This is a genomic window from Actinobaculum suis (genome assembly GCF_900102025.1).
Classification (GTDB): Bacteria; Actinomycetota; Actinomycetes; order Actinomycetales; family Actinomycetaceae; genus Actinobaculum; species Actinobaculum suis.
On the sequence record NZ_FNAU01000012.1, the window covers coordinates 17,365 to 34,128 of the forward strand.

Below are 16,764 nucleotides of genomic sequence, written 5' to 3' on the forward strand. Positions count from 1 at the left end.
TCTAAATCGCGCGGTTGAATCAGCAGTGGATAGCTTTCGAGTAGAACCCCACAGCCTTACTATCCTCCACGTGATACACCCATTCCCAGTACAGTACTCGGTGCGCAAAGGCCCTGCACTAGGCAGCTTTCCGGTGCCTTTCCGGTGCCTTTCCGGTGCCCGCCTCCACACCTCATTGCGCGGCGTGAATGTATGCGTGTTTTGGTTTTCAGTTTCGTTAGGATTTTGCAGACTCTACGAATCGTCTGGATTTCACAGAGCCTCCGGAGTGCTCCCGCCTCCGAATTATTGCCTTCGGAACACTTTAGCTTCTCCTCGCTAGTTTTGCAGTACGCATTCGCTTTATGGTGCCAAACACGGGTTTCCGCGCGTACTTTTTCCTCTCTCAGTGTCCAAGTTCCTTTCCCAGTGGCCGATGAGCCAGAACCAACAAAACACTGCCACAGCCGCGAACAGCCAGGCCGCTATTACCATCCCAGGTAACAAGCTCGGATTCATACGCGCGGTGCCAAGCCACATGCGTTGCGGGAAATTCCACAAGAACCCGATCCAGAGCACCAAACACATGCCAATCCAGATGCCGCGGAAAACATTCTCGACGCCGTTAGCGCCATTTGTTCGTACCTCGCTATTTGTCCGTACCTCGCTGTTTGTTCTAACCGCGCTGTTGCGGGCTCCCGCGGTATTGTTTTTCTTCTCTGCGATGCCGCCATTTCTTTGCGTGGCAGGTTCTTGGTTTCTGCTCGCTGCGGCATAGCAAGCAAGCATGAGAATGGGCATAAGGAGAGCGTAGCTATAGCGCAGTTGCCACATGTATCCGGCTTCGGCATAAACCTGCCCGTTCACGACCAAGATAGTAAGCGGGAAGAATACTATTCCGGCCGCGAGCGCGATTTTTTCCCGTCTGTTACCTCGCCAAATACCAATAATGAGGGTGCCGATAAGAAGTGCTTCGGCTAGATAGCGCAAATAACTGGGAACCGGAACCGATACCCAGGCCAGCACGGAAGAAAGATGCAGCTGCAGCTTGCTGAACACCTGTAACAGTAGTTCGCCGTAGTCCACGTTCCCCGCTACCGGTACGGTTGCTGCGCTCAGGTAGCGCCACCATAGCCATACCAGGCAGGCGGCGAAAGCGCTTGCCGCAGCGATCCATAATTCCCGGCGGCGCAAAAGCGCGAGGCAGGTGCGCCAGCCCAGCGCCAGGGCGAAAACAACCACTACTACGGCTACCCAAAAGGGGCCCACCGGCCGGGCCAGAATCCAGAGCACCAAAATTGGTGCCATTGCCAGCAAGATACGCCCTCTGGGTATTGCCGCAATCGCAGACGCGGAGCGCGAACCAGATTGCGCGTAATCTGCTCGGGAAGAATCCTTCCCGGGAGAATTCGTTACCGCCGGTGCCGCAGCGCTGCCCAACAAACGTATACAGAGGCCGGCAAAAGCAATCGCGCATCCTAGTTCCAGGGCCTGCGGATTGAGCATGCTCCCAACAGCTAGGCAGGTGGGGAACAAAAGCGCCGCAAATATTGGCAGCGCCGCCCGGCCACGCCAGCCGGCCCTTGCCAGCTGCGAAAGTCCGCAGCTGGTGAGCACAGAAAATACCGCGGCGGAAAGGAAACGCACCGCGATAAGTGCTAGTGGCCCCTGGGTGAACAGCAAAGGCCAACACGTGAGCAAATAGTGCAAGGGCGGGTAATTAGCCGCCGTCGTTGGCACCCGAATTTCTGTATTTCCTGCGTGCAAATTAGCGGCAGGGCAGGTGCGCACGTCTTCTGGATGATCATTCCAACATTGCATATCTGCCGCGGCCAGGTAGCGCGGAACAAGTACCGTATCGGATTCCAGTGGTGCTTGCCCGGTCACCACCGCGTAGCCGTAGCGGAAATGTGCCTGTTCATCAGGCCCGGCAAAAGGCGCCGTCAATAAAGACAGTCCGAAAACCACGGCGAAAAGGGCCGCGAAACAACGCGGGAAAAACCACCGGTGCTGGCCTGAGGCCCGGCCTTTACTGCGCGCCGCACCAGCATGTTTAGCCCGAGTTTTTTCCATGCTTTCCCTTTCCTTTTCAGGCAGCTGCGTTTTACGTAGATGTTACGGTTTCTTCCCGGTGTAATTCTGCCACTCTACCGGCGTGCACCGGCGCGCGGCGCCTACCTGTAAGCAGTGCGGTTAGCAGTTAGAGTTATAGGCGTGGCAAGTTGCAGTTTTGATGGCACCGGGCTGGCGATCCTCATTCCGGCGTGGAATGAAGAGGAAGCTTTGCCAGCGGTCCTGGCGGAGATTCACGAATATGTGCCGCAAGCACACGTCGTCGTGATTGACGATGGTTCTCGCGATAGCACCTCGCAAGTGGCGCGAGCACACGGAGCCACTGCCCTAACGCTCCCCCTCAACCTCGGGGTGGGTGGCGCGATGCGCGCCGGCTACCGGTACGCCTGGCGGGCCGGCTACGAGATGGCTATTCAGGTAGATGCGGATGGGCAGCATCGGCCTGCTGATATTGCCAAACTCGTACAAACCATGCAGGAAACCGGGGCTGACCTCGTGATCGGCGCCCGTTTTGCGGGGGTGGGTAACTACGAGGTGCGCGGCCCGCGCGCCTGGGCGATGTCTTTGCTTTCCGGGATCCTTTCCCGGATTTGCAAGGTGAAACTCACGGACACCACTTCCGGTTTCAAACTCGCAAACCGGCGAACCATTGGAGTGCTGGCCGAGGAAATGCCGGCCGAATATCTGGGCGATACGATCGAAGCTTTGGTGATCGCAGCTAAACACAATCTGCGCGTGGCACAGGTGGGCGTAGAAATGCGCGAACGCATCGCCGGCCAGCCATCGCATAATGTGTGGAAATCCGCAAAGTTTTTGCTGCGCGGGTTGATTTCGATGGCGGTGGCTGCCACTCGCCCACGCGAAAAAGAGCTCAACAAGAAAGAAGAGGGACGCCAATGAGCGCCTGGATGGTACGTCTACTGCCGGTGATTGCGGCACTGTGCTTTTTGCTTTACCTGTGGTGGCTCTTGCGTTCGCGGCGCCTGAAGCAAACCTACGTGTATATCTGGTTCATTATCGGCATCGGCTTGCTCGTGATCGCGATCTGGCCGCCCTTGCTGTTCTGGGTTTCTGATCTGCTCGGTTTCCAGCGTGCCTCCAATATGATTTTGGTAGCCGCCGCTTTTATCCTCCTGGTTATTTCGATCCAACTTTCGGCGGCAGTTTCTGCCCTGCAAGAGGATCGCCGCCGACTCACCGAAGAAGTAGCAATCTTGGAAGCACGCTTGGGGCGCGTGGAATCTTCCCTCCCGGCTAGCGAAATCGATCCTTCTGCGCCCGCCGCTCACCGCGCAGAAAACTAACAGAAAACTAACCACCAGAGATTGCCCGCGCGCCAACTTGTGCGCGGCCCCGTAGCGTTCGCGGGTCCCTTTCCACATCGTTGGCGGGCCACTTTCCGCGCGCAGATTTTCCGCGTGCGCGCCACTTCCCGCGCGCCACTTCCCGCGCGTCAACGTGTGCGCGCCTACAAGCGGCCAAATGCGTGCCGCACCAAAGTTTTCGCACCGTTTTTATTGCGGTGTTTTATGGCTTGCGGCAGTAGCGCTAAAGCGTGCGCCCGGGAAGTTAGATAGGTGTTTGCGGCCCGCGCGCTTTTCTTCCACCCGCGTGCTTGCGCTGCTTGCCGCGCCTGGGCGAAGTAGCTTCGTTCCTCCGCGAACCGTGAACCGTCCAGGAGTTTGACGGAAGAAACTGATTCGTCGTGGCGCCGGTACCGGAAAGTTACTTCCGGAAGGAGCAATAGCTTTCCGCCGCCCATGAGGATATCGATCACGACGCCGAGGTCCAGTACCACTTCATACCCTTCCCGGAAAGGCGTAGCGGCGATGGTCTCGCGCCGGAAGGTGAGCGAAGGCCAGTACAGCCAATCCCCCACCAAAAGCCGCGAAGCGGCGTTATCTCCGGTCAGAATTTGCGGTCCGGCAGAAGTATTAGGCCGGAGTTTGTACTTAATCCGATCGGCCAGGTTCCACCGGATTTTCCCGGCCGAATCAATAGTTTCCACACCCGGCTGGATAATATCGACCTGCGGATTAGTAGCGATTGCCCGCTGCATGGTGGAAACGTAGTTCGGTAAGAGCACATCATCGCAACCCATCACCATGAGGTAATCCGAAGTGGCCAGTTCAATAGAACGGCGGAAATTACCTGCCACGCCCAGGTTTTCATCGTTTTCTAGGTAGGTAATACGCGGATCGTCAAGGGCCGCTAAATACTGCGGTACTTGTGGATCACCGTACCGGTCATCAATCACGGTGAGATGCCAATCCTCACTATCTTGTGCCAGAACGGATTCCACGGCTTCAAAAAGATATTTCGGCTCTCCCCAGAAGGGCAACATAATGTCAAAACTCACGGGCTACTCCTTATTATCGAATTCTTGCTAAAGAAAATTTCCCAGTTCTCCGCGGAGAAAATTACCCACTTCTCCCTAAGAAAGACGGCGGGCTATCTCAAAGAACCCAGCTGTTTCGAAAGTTCGCAGGATGTGCCTGCGTTAACAGCGTTTGCGGGTGTGCTTGTGTTAGCACGGCTTGCGGGTGTGGTTGCGCTAGCACGGTTTGCGGGTGTGCCTGCGCTAGCAGCACTGTTTACTAGTCACGGCCCGGTGCTAGCTACGGCCCGGTACTAGTTACGGCCCGGCCGGCTCTGGCTTTGCCGCCGGCGAATTTCCCGCAAGCAGCGCAACAACATGGCCCGCGAGTGCAGGGCCGCTCCCACTCCGCGCGGTTTGGAGGGAGAAGCATTAGCCGCGTGGAAACGGCGCAATACCGTGCGTTCCTCCCGATGTTGCATTACTTGGTGCACATTGCCCCACAGTGCAATCCACAGATCGTGCGATTCGGAAAGGAAAGCCGGGAACGGCAAGAGGCCCGCATCCCGCGCAGTCGCGGTGATTCCCATGGCGCATCCGTAATAAGGCATATTTCCTGCCAAAATACCGGCAATATTACGCGCGCCTCGATTCGAATCGGCTTCCCGCAAATGCCAATCGGCTTGCCCGTATGGTCCACGCAAAGCTTGCGGCCCACCTAAAGTACCCAAATTGGTAGCGGCTACACGCACCGGAACCACTTCCTGGGAAACCATGTTCGCGGTTTTCCCGTTCGGCACCTCCACGCCAGGCTGTTCCGCGTTCGGCGCCTGGATAGTTTCTTCCTGTGCTCCGAGCGCCTGCAGCAGCACCTCTACGTGGTCGGTAGTCCACACATCATCTTGATCAGAAAGGAGTAGATACTGACCGCGAGCTTCACGCAGGGCCTGTTCGAAAGTACGTACGTACCCGAAGTTCACGCGCCGGGCAATCACCCGTACGCGTTTATCTTGCTGCGCGTATTCCTCTAAGATTTCAGGCGTGGCATCGGTAGAACAGTCATCGACCACCACGATTTCGTCATCCGCATCCAGCTGGCTAAGTATCGAATCCAGCTGTTCGCGCAAAAACTCCGCCCCGTTGTAGGTGGCCATACACACGCTCGTTCTTGCCATACTGCCCCGATCTTGCGCTCCCTGGCGCGTAAGGTTACTTTCGTCAACATCCAACTCTATACGGGCTTTGCCCATGATTCTCGAAAGGCTCTCGTGAGTACAGCCTCCCCTTCTCGCCCGCCGGCCACCCCGCACGCTTCCGCTGCTGCGAATACTTCAAATGTGGTGGCGGTTGCGGCCAGTGCGATCGTTTCTGGTCTCGCTGGTTTCTTCCTCACCGTGGTCTCCGCGCGCGTGCTTAGCTTGCAAGATAACGCGAGTTTTTTGGTTTTTTGGTCGGCGTTTTCCGCTATCACCGCGGTGCTTTCCGGGATCCAAAATGAGACGACGCGCGCCGTGCGAGCCGCTCGCCATACCGGCAATGACAGTGTGCCCGCAGGTACGGACCATACTGCGCCACACTCGGCGCCAGCTAACGCGGATAGGAAAACCACGCGGGTGTTTGCGGCTATCGGATTGATAGCGGTGCTGGCTGCCTTGGTGGTGGCCGCGCTGTGGCCTGCCTGGCGCGCAATTTTCGGTGCCCAAGCTCCACTAGAACTCATGGTGCCAACTTTGATGCTCGTCGCTTTCGCTTACCCGGGCCAGCTCGGGACCGTGGGCGCTTTGGCCGGGCAGAACAATTGGAACCTCTTTGCGGTTCTTTCCGCTGCTGAACCAACGGTGCGGCTGGTGCTGGCCGGAGTGGCCGGGCTGGCCGGTACCGGACTGGCAGGCCTGTATGTAGGAGTTACCCTGGCCACGCTCACCTGGGCTGGGTTCGGTTGCCTGCAGCCGGTACGCCGAGCTTGGCGGGCTGAAGCTAGCCTCGATTTCCGCCAATTGCTTTCCCGTATGGCGCAGGCCATGGCCGCTACGGCTTTCTCCGCGGTGCTTATTAACGGCTTCCCGATGCTTATGAGCCTGACTAGTGACGCGGCGGTTTATAGCGCGGCCGCTCCCCTAGTTACCGCAGTTTCGGTAACTAGGGCGCCGTTGCTCATGCCGCTCGTAGCTTTCCAGTCCATGGTGATCGCCGCTTTTGTAGACCGGCCGGAAAAGGTCGGAAGTGCCTTGGTGAAACTACTCGCCGGGATTGCCGGTGTGGCCGCGATGGGCGGCGTGGCCGCTTATTTCTTGGGCCCGTGGTTGATGCGTTTCATTTACGGACCGGACTATGTGGTCCCGGGCTTAGTGTTGGGGCTATTGGTAGCCGCAGCGGCCTGTTTGGCCTTGCTCATGCTGGGCGGGGCAATTGCGCTGGCTTTAGATCTACATCGCTGGAATATGGCCGGCTGGGCCCTCGCCGTCGTTATTTCTGTAACGCTGATGTTTATGCCAGCCGCTTTAGAGATTCGCACTATTTCTGCGCTCATGATCGGACCTCTGTGCGGTTCTGCCGTGCATCTCTCGGCGATTTACCGCGCACTACAGGCCCGCGCTCGTGTACGTTAGAACGTGGTGAAACTTCACGCGACCCGCACTTGCATGCTCGCTCGGCTCAGCCAGGCTTGGTAGCGTGAAGTATAAGAAAGGATGTGGGCGGATTCGTGCCTGCGCAGAAAGATGCGCGGAACCGCACGGCGCTCACAGAACTTTATGGAAAGGAATCCCATGCGTGTACTCGTAACGGGTGGAGCCGGTTTTATCGGCGCTAATTTTGTTCATCAGACGGTGGAAGAACACCCGGATGCCGAAGTAGTGGTGCTTGATAAACTCACCTACGCCGGCAACCCGAAGTCGATCGAAGGCCTGGACCGGGTGGAACTCGTGGTGGGCGATATTGCCGATATGGATACGGTTGATCCGCTGGTTAAGGATGCGGACGTAGTGGTGAATTTCGCCGCCGAATCGCATAACGATAACTCGCTCCTCGATCCTTCTCCATTCATTCGTTCCAACATTGTTGGTACCTACACGATTCTGGAAGCTTGCCGCCGCCACGGCACCCGCTTGCATCACGTTTCGACCGACGAAGTGTATGGCGATCTGGAGATCGGCGAAGATAGGCGCTTCTTGCCAGGTGACCCGTACGTGCCCTCTTCCCCATATTCGGCTTCGAAGGCTTCTTCGGACCTGCTGGTGCATGCCTGGGTACGTTCCTTCGGCGTGGAGGCCACGATTTCGAACTGCTCGAATAACTACGGGCCCTACCAGCACGTGGAGAAATTCATTCCGCGTACGGTAACCAACCTGATCGATGGTATCCGCCCGCGCGTTTACGGTAATGGGGCCCAGGTTCGCGATTGGATCCACGTGTACGACCACAATACGGCCGTCTGGGAAATCATCAATAAGGGCCGTATTGGCGAGGTGTACCTGATCGGTGCCGATGGTGAACTCAATAACCTGCAAGTGATCAAGATGATCAACGAAGAATTTGGGCGGGCTGCCGATGATTACGATCGCGTAGCGGACCGTGCCGGCCACGATCAGCGTTATGCCATCGACAACTCCAAGCTGGTGGAAGAAACCGGCTGGGAGCCGAAATACAAGGACTTCCGGGAAGGCCTGCACCAGACCGTCGAATGGTACAAGGCCAATGAAGACTGGTGGCGCCCGGCCAAGGAAGAAGTAGAAGCCAAGTACCGCAAGGCTGGCCACTAAAACTTCCTAGCCTGGCTTCACGGAGGCTAACACGGAGCCGTAAGGCTCTAGCAAACTAATGGCCGCGCGAAACACTCAGGGTTTCGCGCGGCCATTAGTTTAACTATTCTCTCTCGAACCAAGCATTTAGCGGCTAGCTATCCTCATTTGGTAGCCAGCTACCCAACAGTTCACTATTTCGAGGCAATTTCAGAGCAATTTCGCTGTAGTTAGCGCTAACTGTCGTGCCGGGAACTTTGTGTTTATCCCCGCGCCTACCGCGTATTTTCTGTTCCTGTTAACTTCGATTCTGCTGAGGTACCTTACGGCTCTGCTGGAGTTTCTTGCGGATCTCGCGCGCCAACTCCTACTTCTTGTGTATCAGCTGCTTGCGTACCAGGTTCTTGCGTATCAGCTGCTTGTGTATCAGGTTCGCTTTTTGGCAATGTTTCGGCGTCACTTGTAGATGGCGCAAACTCGCCACGAGACTTCCGCATGAGGTAGAAACACAGCACTAGGCCAGCAACGAGCGCTGCCACCGCAAGTGTTATTCCCAGGCGGGCTGACCACGGCATTGAATACAAGAAACTGAGTACGTCAAGGCTCCAACTAGCGCCCTGCCAGAACCGCGCGGCAGATTCACGCAGGAAGAACAGCCAACACACAACTGCAACAACGCCGGCAAAGCGCGCGGCCACGGCGTCGAGCCGTTGCCAAGAAAGCGCGGGAACGGTGTTGGAACCTACACCCGCTACAGTAACGCTTCCACGCGCAGAATTTCCGGTGGCTGCACCGGTAGCTTCGCTACCTACCAGTTCACTGCCTACCAGCGCACTTTTATCGGATATTGCCCCGGATACCTTGGAACTATCCGGGCGATACGTACCAGATGGTGCCAGGCGGATACGGCCATAGATTTTACTTGCCAAAGCGGCAACGTACAGGCTAACGGGCATAATGAGCGGCATTGCGTAGCGCGTCTGCCACATCGGGCCGGTACGCGGCCACAAGGTAATCACGATTACCAGGCAAAGCGCACCAGCACATAGTATTCCGAGAATCGGCACCAGCCTTTGCCGCCATTTGCCATGCACCAGCACGCACCAAAGCAGGCCGAGAGGGATCAGCAAGTATAGGTAGACGAAAGGCTGCGGCATGCGCGCGGTATGTGCACCACCCATTACACCCACGTATTGGGTTACCCATTCCGGAAGGAGATTTCCCATGAAATGCACGATGGGGCCTACCCCGCCGATCGATTGGGGCTCCGGCTCCTGTAGCGGTTGTGGGAACAACAAACCCCACGCTAAAACAGCTACGCAGGCTAGTGCACATACCCCGGCATATGTCCACAGCCCGCGGCGGGCAAGCTCCTGGCGCAACCGCGGCCACGGCATCGCAACCAGAAATACAAGGCTCAGCGCTATCGCCCACAACATGCCTACACTGCGTGAAAGGATCATCAAAACCGCCGCGAAGGTAAGAGCGGGCCAAGGTATCCTATTTTGCCCGCGATAAAGCACCCAATTCCATGCATAACCGGCAAAGAGGATGCTCGCTCCAATTTCAAGGGCCTGTGGGTTAACCCCCGCTACGATTGCAAATACCGAGGGCGTGGTGACGGCAAGTGTAAGCAGCAAGGTTGGGAAATCGCGCCCTTCTCGCGAAAGCTTCCAAATACCAGTGCCGGCCAGCAAACTAAACAGCAATACGCTGAGGATACGCACGCCTAATAAAGCCGGCCATCCGCTGAGGAAGAGTAACGGCCACCCGACTATCGCATAGTAAAGCGGAGGATAGTTCGCGGCGGCGGAACGCGCCTCCACCATGGTTGTGGAATCACGCCCCTCGATTTGCCGCGCGCATAGTGCGGATGTAACCTCGGAATCACGCCAGCAGTCCGATTCGTCGGTTTTTACGTAGGTCGGGACTTCTACCGTGCCTTTTGCGTCCATGGGTGCTTGCCCAGAAACGACGGCGTAGGCATAGACCTGGTGTGCCATCTCATCTGGCCCACCATCAGCCGGAACAATCAATCCGATACCCGTGCCCAACAGTAAAAACCAAGCAACGATGAGGCCCCAACGCCCGCGCTTACCCATATCGGTCTACCTTCCTTTTGGCCGTACTTGTTTTGGTGATATGCAAGGCAAGCTTACCGGGTGTAAAAGAGCTCAGTGCACAACCGATTTCGCAAGGGCAACTTTCCCTTCTAAAACGCTGCTTTTCATCTACTATTGCACTAACGCCACTCACCGCCGAGCAGATCGGATTGCGATAGCCATGGAAACTCAGATTGCAATACCCCTCAGAACAGCCACGAGAGCAGCTGCGCGAACAACTACGAGAAGAACGCGCAGAAGGCGCAGAATCGGCGCCGGATTCACCGCGCTACTTTTGGGAGCATCTACTTTTGGCGCTATGCCTGCCGCTTCTGCCACCAACCAAGTTGGAACAGTGGCGGCAACTTCTTCCGCCACCCAGGTTGCCTATCCTGCCGCTAGTGCATCGGCCACCGGGCGATCAGCTCCGGCACTTTTGCCCAATTTGCCGCTCGCGCCTGCGGTGCGGGCTACCAACCAGTATTTTTTCAAAAACTCTTTGACCAGCGGGGTGGCCGACTTTTCGATCTATTACGGCAACCCGGGCGATACCGTCCTGGTAGGTGATTGGAACGGAGACGGCCGCGATACGCTGGCGGTGCGCCGCGCCAACCAATACTACGTCAAAAACTCCCTGGCAAGCGGCATAGCAGATCACGAGTTTACTTACGGTAACCCAAACGACTCTGTGCTGGTAGGCGATTGGGACGGCGACGGCGTCGATACGCTAGCGGTGCGCCGCGGTAACCAATACTTCGTGAAAAACGACCTCAAAACCGGTGTGGCGGACCAAGTTTTCGTCTACGGTAACCCGGGCGATACCGTCCTGGTAGGTGATTGGAACGGAGACGGCCGCGATACGCTGGCGGTGCGCCGCGCCAACAAGTACTACGTAAAGAACAACCTAGAAACCGGAATCGCCGACCACGAGTTTACTTACGGTAACCCAAACGACTCTGTGCTGGTAGGCGATTGGGACGGCGACGGCGTCGATACGCTAGCGGTGCGCCGCGGTAACCAATATTTCGTGAAAAACGACCTCAAAACCGGTATAGCGGAAACGGTTTTCGCTTACGGAATCAATATCGACGCCGTTTACGCCGGCGATTGGAACGGGGACGGCCGCGATACGCTCATGGTGCGGCGGATGGAAGCAGAACCGGAATCGGCAGGTATACCGGTGATGGTCTACGGCACTTTGCGTACCGGGCAGGAAGCAGATTTCGTGGTGAATGGTACCTATACCTCGAAGCGAGTTGCCCGGGCACCGTGGGCGGAACTGTGGGTGACCAACGGTAATCCGTTGCGCGGGGTGTGGCCGTGGGCAGTACCTGGAAATCACGGGCTGGTTGGAGAAGTGCTCACCTTCGGGCCCGCGAACTACAACCAGATGATCCGCAAACTGGACCGTTGGGAAGGTTTTGTACCGGGGCGTTCCCTCAACCGGATGAATTACACGCGCGAAATCGTGGATACGAATCTGGGGCCCGCCTATGTTTACGTGGCCACGCCTTGGCGGCAGGCACAGGCCCGCGCCCACGGCGTGCTCCTCCCCGATGGAGATTTCACCCGTTACTAAAAGAAAACAGAACCAGGCAATGCAGGCAAAGCAGCCCGCTAAAGCCAACAAGAACAAAGCAGCGGCCCCACAGAACTTGGCAGGCCCTAAGGGACGGCGTAGCACCCAGTAAAGCTGAGCAGGCCCTAAGGGACGGCAGTAGCACCCAGCAAGAGAGGCACAGAAGCAATGACACACGCACCCACAGCTAGCAATAACTCGCAAGGCACCCGGCAACGCGGCCTCGCCCCGCACCGCACTACATTGTTTTGGAAACCTTCCTTCCAGAACCCTTCCTCACGGAAACCTTCCTCACGGAAACCTTCCTTCCGCAAAGCTTTCCGCCACGCGTTCTTCCAAAAAGCTGTGGCAGCAGGCGCGGCCTTCGGTTTAGCTACCTTTGGGCTGTGCGGGCTGAGTGGCTGTAGCAAGAGCGCCCAGGCCGCAGATCCATATCCTGATCCGGTACCGGTAGCGAGCGCCGCACCTGGTCGCGAGGCCGTACCCGGTGCCGACGCCGCCCCCGCAGCTTCCACGCAAGCTTCCGCTTCTCCTGCTTCCGCGGGGGAAGAACCGAGCACGGTACCAACTTCTCCGGAAGGGGATGTGGAGGCTACCGTGGGCACTCCGATCGGACTTGCCGCAGACAGTGGGAATACCTCGGTGTTTGAGCTGACTGTCAACAGTATTACGCAGCAGACCACTTGCCCTTCGAAACTAGACGGCAGCGCGGTACATCCCAGTAAAGATAATTTCCTCGTAATTGATCTGAGCGCACAGATGAGCCCCGAATACGCGGCGAAAGATCCCAAGTATCCCTTCCTCACTTTGGACCGTGACGTTTGGTACATTACGAATCCGGCCGGGGTGATCGAGGAGGGCACGCTGAGCGTGAAGAGCTACGAATGCTTCGGCGATGCGGAAGCAATCCAGCCCTTCGTAAATCCCGGCGAAGCGGTTGCGGGAAAGCTTGCCCTCGATACCGATACGGAACACGGCTATCTTCACTACAATCCATTCGGAGTGCCCGGTTCGGGATGGCGCTGGGCGTTCTAGCTAGTGGCCCGTTGCTAACTAGTGACCGACCGCCTTAGAGCTCTCTTGGCATCGCAACGCTACTGGGCGGCGGAACGCCACCGTGTGGGACTGCTGGCGAAACGTCGTCATGTGCCGGCATAGCGGCTGTTTAAACCACCCCGTGCCCACAAAACACTTTTTTGGGCAAGAGCGCTGATAGTATCCGAAAACGAGCAGCGGCTGCACTAGGAATCACAGTTTTGCGGTTCTTTTCGCCCTAGACTCGGAAAATACCGGACGAGTGAGGATTTTAAGAGAAATGAAGATAGCGGTAATTGGTCTCGGTTACGTCGGGCTTGCCAACGCAGTACTTTTGGCACAGCGGCACGAAGTTATTGGTGCGGACTTAAACGAAGCACGGGTTACCCAACTCAACGCCGGGATTTCCCCAATTAAGGATGCCGAAATTTCCGAGTACCTGCGCGAAAAGGAACTCGATTTCCGGGCCACCACCGATAACATCGAAGCAATCACCGGGGCCGATTACGTTATTATCGCTACCCCTACCAATTACGACGAAGAACGCAACGAATTCGACACCGGTTCGGTAGACGCCACGATCATGCAGGTGATGGAACATAACCCGCAGGCCGTGATCGTTATCAAATCGACCATCCCCATCGGCTATACCGCTTCCCAGCAATCCCGCCACCCGGCAGCGAAACTAGTGTTCAGCCCCGAATTTTTGCGGGAAGGCAAAGCCCTTTACGATAATCTCAACCCGTCCCGGATCGTAGTTTCCGGATATCAGGAAGGCGCTACCGAGTTCGGTAACTTCTTGGCGGAAGGGGCACTTCAACCGGACGTTCAAATTCTCCACGTAGATACGAACGAAGCCGAGTGCATCAAGCTTTTCTCTAATACTTACCTGGCGATGCGGGTGGCTTTCTTCAACGAGTTGGATTCTTTCGCGCTCACGCACGGTTTCGATACCAAGCAGATTATCGACGGCGTGGGGCTCGATCCGCGTATCGGCTCCCATTACAACAATCCGAGCTTTGGCTACGGCGGCTACTGCCTACCCAAGGATACGAAGGAACTGCGCGCCGATTTTGAAGGCGTGCCCCAAAACCTGATTTCGGCGATCGTGGATTCGAATGAAACGCGGATTACCTACCTGGCAGATCGGGTAGCGAAAGCCGGCTACAAGACCATTGGTATTTACAAGGTAGCCATGAAATCGGGCTCCGATAACCATCGAGCTTCGGCGACCGTAAAACTGGCCCAGAAAATCGCTGCTCGGGGCGTCCAAGTTTATATTTACGATCCCGCCCTCACCGGTCCCGAATTGTACGGCTTACCAGTACTCGAGGATTGGGAAGAATTCACCGGCAAGGTGGAAGCCATAATCACCAACCGGCGCGATCCAAACATGCCAGCCACGGAAAAACCCGTCCTCACGCGCGACGTCTTCGCCCGCGACTAAACCGCCCTATGCTTTCCCCTGCCCTATGCTTTCCCGCGAGTGAGAATACTTGCCCGGGCGCGCAAACCCGTGTGCAAAGCGGCGCGCAACGGAGCATAGAGCGGGCCGCGGTAAACCTCATCGAGGTAGTGCGCGGCGGAACGGTGATGTTCGCGGATCATGCGCGCGGGGCGTTCCCGCCAAGAAGTGCCTTGCTCATGGGAGATATGTGCCTGCGGCAAGAACACTGACTGCCAGCCGGCCCGGGCGAGTGCTTCCCCCAGTGCGACGTCTTCAAAGAACATGAAATAGGCGTCGTCAAAACCACCGATCTGGGCGAAAGCTTCCCGGCGAAGCAAGAGGCAGGCACCGCTCAACCAGTCCACGGTATGGGCATGGCGGGTGTCCGCATTTTCTCGGTAGGCACGGCTCCACGGGTTATTAGGCCACACGTCTGCAAAAAGGGCGTGCCCGATGCCCGAACCTAGGCGTGGGAAGCGCCGGGCGGAAGGATAAATCTCGCCTTCTGGAGTTTCGATGCGCGGGCCGAAAGCGCCACCTTTGGGCCACAAGCGCGCCCCGGAAATCATGGCGTCCCCACTTCCGGGGGCAAATACTACGTCTGGGTTTACTACGAACAGCCACCGGCCGGTAAACCCGGCAGCCCCCAGATTCGCGGCTCGCCCATAGCCGAGGTTATCGCCCGGGCAAATGTATTGCCCGCCATGGCGCCGCGCCAGCGCGAAAGCGTCCTCATTGAACCCGGAGTTATCCACAATCACCAGTTCGTAGGGCGTGCTAAAAGCACCGGGGAGCGATTCCACAAAGTCTGCAAGTTGTGTACCAGAGTTATAGGCCACGGTTACCACTCGTATATCCACGCGCCTAGCCTACTTGGAAATATCCGTGTGCGGTCAAGATCACCGTGGCCCTCCTCTAAAATCGCTTTGCAGACTGCCCTTCTTCCGCCGTTTTCTGGTTCCAGGCCTTTATGATGGACGCGTGGCGAATAGTAACCGGGCCCCAGTACATCTCCTCGGCAAGCGGCGAGGCCCTCGCATCATGCGTATTTTCGGCCTGATTATTCTCGCTCTCCTGTTAGCTTTTGGGAGCGCCGCTGGCTACCTGTGGTCGCGCGTGCAAGGCAATATCGATAGCGCGGATATTACGAAACTCTTACCTGAAACTAAGGAGAACGAACTCCAAGACATTGCCGCGGGCCAGCCCCTCACTTTCCTGGTGCTCGGCTCGGATGCACGATCCGGGGCTTCGGATGTTGATGGGTCGGGGGCGGCCGGCGAAGTAGAAGGCATGCGTTCCGATACCACCATGATCGTCCATATTGCGGCTGATCGTAGCCGCGTTGACGTGGTATCCATTCCCCGCGACACCGCGGTGGATGTGCCGTCTTGCACGATCCGGAAAGGCCCGGATAGCGAAGAAACCACCACTACGAAAGCTATGACGGATGTGCGTTTCAATGCCGCTTTTGCGGCCGGCGGGCAAACCGGTGATGTTGCTTCTGCGGCGGCTTGTACCATGCGAACTTTGCAGGAAGAAACCGGGCTGCGTTTCAACGGCTACGTGGTAGTAGATTTCGCTTCCTTCATTACCAGCGTGGACGCAATTAACGGCGTGCCCATGTATTTCGAAGAACCTATGCACGACGAAAAAGCTGGTCTTGATATTGAGGCCGGTTGCCGGTTGTTGGACGGTCAGCAGGCTCTAGCATTGGCCCGTGCCCGCTACCAGATCGGGGACGGTTCCGATATTTCGCGGATCGGCCGCCAACAAGAACTGGTGATGGCCGTGGCCAACGAGGTGCTCAGCTCAAACTTGCTGGCAGATGCGCCGCAGCTTTTGCGCGTGGTAGACGCCGTTTCCCAATCCGTGAGTGTTTCTTCCGGGCTGGGCCAAATCTCCACAATCGCCGGCCTAGCTAATTCGGTGCGCGGAATAGACCCGAAAAATATCCATTTTGCTACCATGCCTTTCCAGTATTCGGGCAACCGGGTGGTAATAGATAAGTCCGCGAAATACGTGTGGTGGGCAATTAACAATGACGTCCCCTTCGAAATGTATGAGGAAGCCAACGAACCGCGTGCCTACGAACCGGCAGGTTATAACAACGGGGAACCGCTTCCTGCCGGTGGCGGGTACGACGCCGCTAACCCCGCCACGGATAATTCCGGCGCGGGAGCTGAGGCAGGCAACCCGGCATCCGGACCGGCTGCCAATTCTTCCACTCCGGGCGGGCACGAAGGCGGCCTGCAACCCGGCACGAACGAAGGTACAACCGGCGCCGGAACTGACGCGGGAGCCGGCGAGGCGGGTTCCGGTGGTGCGGGAGCCGGTGGTGCGGGAGCCGGCGAGGCGGGCCAAACTGAGCCGCAGCCTTCCCCCACTACTCCGGTATGCACACGGGAAAACGCTATCCCCAGAAAATAGGTAACCGCCGCCGCGGGTTTGCGGCGCTGGCGGATTTGCTGCTCCTGCGGAATTGGGGCGGCGGC

General features: G+C 57.3%; 13 protein-coding genes. 8 read left to right on the top strand and 5 right to left on the bottom strand.

All coding sequences use genetic code 11. From position 1 onward, the window contains the following. Positions 1–342 precede the first annotated feature (342 nt). A complete protein-coding gene (locus BLT47_RS06905; RefSeq protein ID WP_074663141.1) occupies positions 343–2,052 on the bottom strand; it encodes a DUF2142 domain-containing protein in 1,710 nt (569 codons plus the stop codon). Between the two features lie 141 nt (positions 2,053–2,193). On the opposite strand from BLT47_RS06905, the gene BLT47_RS06910 reads away from it, so the two are divergent. Continuing rightward, positions 2,194–2,952 carry a glycosyltransferase family 2 protein gene (locus BLT47_RS06910; RefSeq protein ID WP_049619909.1) on the top strand — a complete coding sequence of 253 codons (759 nt, stop codon included), beginning with the start codon at positions 2,194–2,196 and terminating at the stop codon, positions 2,950–2,952. Beyond that, positions 2,949–3,356 carry a DUF2304 domain-containing protein gene (locus tag BLT47_RS06915; RefSeq protein ID WP_074663143.1) on the top strand — a complete coding sequence of 136 codons (408 nt, stop codon included), beginning with the start codon at positions 2,949–2,951 and terminating at the stop codon, positions 3,354–3,356. Before BLT47_RS06910 ends, BLT47_RS06915 begins: the two co-directional genes overlap by 4 nt. Positions 3,357–3,520: 164 nt before the next feature. Here the strand turns inward: BLT47_RS06915 and BLT47_RS06920 are convergent, their stop codons facing one another. After that, the gene (locus BLT47_RS06920; RefSeq protein ID WP_083330147.1) at positions 3,521–4,411 is read right to left on the bottom strand and encodes a glycosyltransferase family 2 protein; all 891 of its coding nucleotides are present in this window, start codon (positions 4,409–4,411) and stop codon (positions 3,521–3,523) included. Between the two features lie 272 nt (positions 4,412–4,683). Then, positions 4,684–5,544 (bottom strand): glycosyltransferase, encoded by an 861-nt coding sequence (locus BLT47_RS06925; protein ID WP_074663199.1) that lies wholly within the window; start codon positions 5,542–5,544, stop codon positions 4,684–4,686. A gap of 93 nt (positions 5,545–5,637) precedes the next feature. Here BLT47_RS06925 and BLT47_RS06930 point away from each other — a divergent pair, with 93 nt between their 5' ends. Together BLT47_RS06930 and rfbB are read left to right on the top strand one after the other, a co-directional pair. Continuing rightward, complete coding sequence (locus tag BLT47_RS06930; RefSeq protein ID WP_074663146.1) at positions 5,638–6,978, top strand: polysaccharide biosynthesis protein; 1,341 nt, start codon at positions 5,638–5,640, stop codon at positions 6,976–6,978. Between the two features lie 159 nt (positions 6,979–7,137). Then, positions 7,138–8,130: a dTDP-glucose 4,6-dehydratase gene (gene rfbB, locus BLT47_RS06935; protein ID WP_074663148.1), complete on the top strand. Its 993-nt coding sequence runs from the start codon at positions 7,138–7,140 to the stop codon at positions 8,128–8,130. Between the two features lie 302 nt (positions 8,131–8,432). Here rfbB and BLT47_RS06940 read toward each other — a convergent pair whose 3' ends face one another. Beyond that, positions 8,433–10,211 (bottom strand): DUF2142 domain-containing protein, encoded by a 1,779-nt coding sequence (locus BLT47_RS06940; protein ID WP_074663151.1) that lies wholly within the window; start codon positions 10,209–10,211, stop codon positions 8,433–8,435. 319 nt (positions 10,212–10,530) lie between these two features. Here BLT47_RS06940 and BLT47_RS06945 point away from each other — a divergent pair, with 319 nt between their 5' ends. The 3 genes from BLT47_RS06945 (at position 10,531) to BLT47_RS06955 (ending at position 14,272) form a co-directional block, all read left to right on the top strand. Further along, entirely contained in the window at positions 10,531–11,790 is a 1,260-nt protein-coding gene (locus tag BLT47_RS06945; RefSeq protein ID WP_176764502.1) for a gamma-glutamylcyclotransferase family protein, read from the top strand. Between the two features lie 168 nt (positions 11,791–11,958). Then, positions 11,959–12,825 carry a hypothetical protein gene (locus BLT47_RS06950; RefSeq protein WP_074663155.1) on the top strand — a complete coding sequence of 289 codons (867 nt, stop codon included), beginning with the start codon at positions 11,959–11,961 and terminating at the stop codon, positions 12,823–12,825. 280 nt (positions 12,826–13,105) lie between these two features. Continuing rightward, a complete protein-coding gene (locus BLT47_RS06955; RefSeq protein WP_065414882.1) occupies positions 13,106–14,272 on the top strand; it encodes a nucleotide sugar dehydrogenase in 1,167 nt (388 codons plus the stop codon). 23 nt (positions 14,273–14,295) lie between these two features. Here the strand turns inward: BLT47_RS06955 and BLT47_RS06960 are convergent, their stop codons facing one another. Then, positions 14,296–15,132, bottom strand: coding sequence for a glycosyltransferase family 2 protein (locus BLT47_RS06960; RefSeq protein ID WP_065414881.1), 837 nt, complete (start codon positions 15,130–15,132; stop codon positions 14,296–14,298). A 121-nt stretch (positions 15,133–15,253) separates the two neighbouring features. On the opposite strand from BLT47_RS06960, the gene BLT47_RS06965 reads away from it, so the two are divergent. Then, the gene (locus tag BLT47_RS06965; RefSeq protein WP_244924509.1) at positions 15,254–16,699 is read left to right on the top strand and encodes an LCP family protein; all 1,446 of its coding nucleotides are present in this window, start codon (positions 15,254–15,256) and stop codon (positions 16,697–16,699) included. Positions 16,700–16,764: the final 65 nt, after the last annotated feature.

Coding starts and splice junctions, on each gene's coding strand:
- BLT47_RS06945 (WP_176764502.1), top strand. CDS start 10,531: ATGCCTGCCGCTTCTGCCACCAACCAAGTTGGAACAGTGGCGGCAACT.
- BLT47_RS06955 (WP_065414882.1), top strand. CDS start 13,106: ATGAAGATAGCGGTAATTGGTCTCGGTTACGTCGGGCTTGCCAACGCA.
- BLT47_RS06940 (WP_074663151.1), bottom strand. CDS start 10,211: ATGGGTAAGCGCGGGCGTTGGGGCCTCATCGTTGCTTGGTTTTTACTG.
- BLT47_RS06915 (WP_074663143.1), top strand. CDS start 2,949: ATGAGCGCCTGGATGGTACGTCTACTGCCGGTGATTGCGGCACTGTGC.
- rfbB (WP_074663148.1), top strand. CDS start 7,138: ATGCGTGTACTCGTAACGGGTGGAGCCGGTTTTATCGGCGCTAATTTT.
- BLT47_RS06905 (WP_074663141.1), bottom strand. CDS start 2,052: ATGGAAAAAACTCGGGCTAAACATGCTGGTGCGGCGCGCAGTAAAGGC.
- BLT47_RS06925 (WP_074663199.1), bottom strand. CDS start 5,544: ATGGCAAGAACGAGCGTGTGTATGGCCACCTACAACGGGGCGGAGTTT.
- BLT47_RS06950 (WP_074663155.1), top strand. CDS start 11,959: ATGACACACGCACCCACAGCTAGCAATAACTCGCAAGGCACCCGGCAA.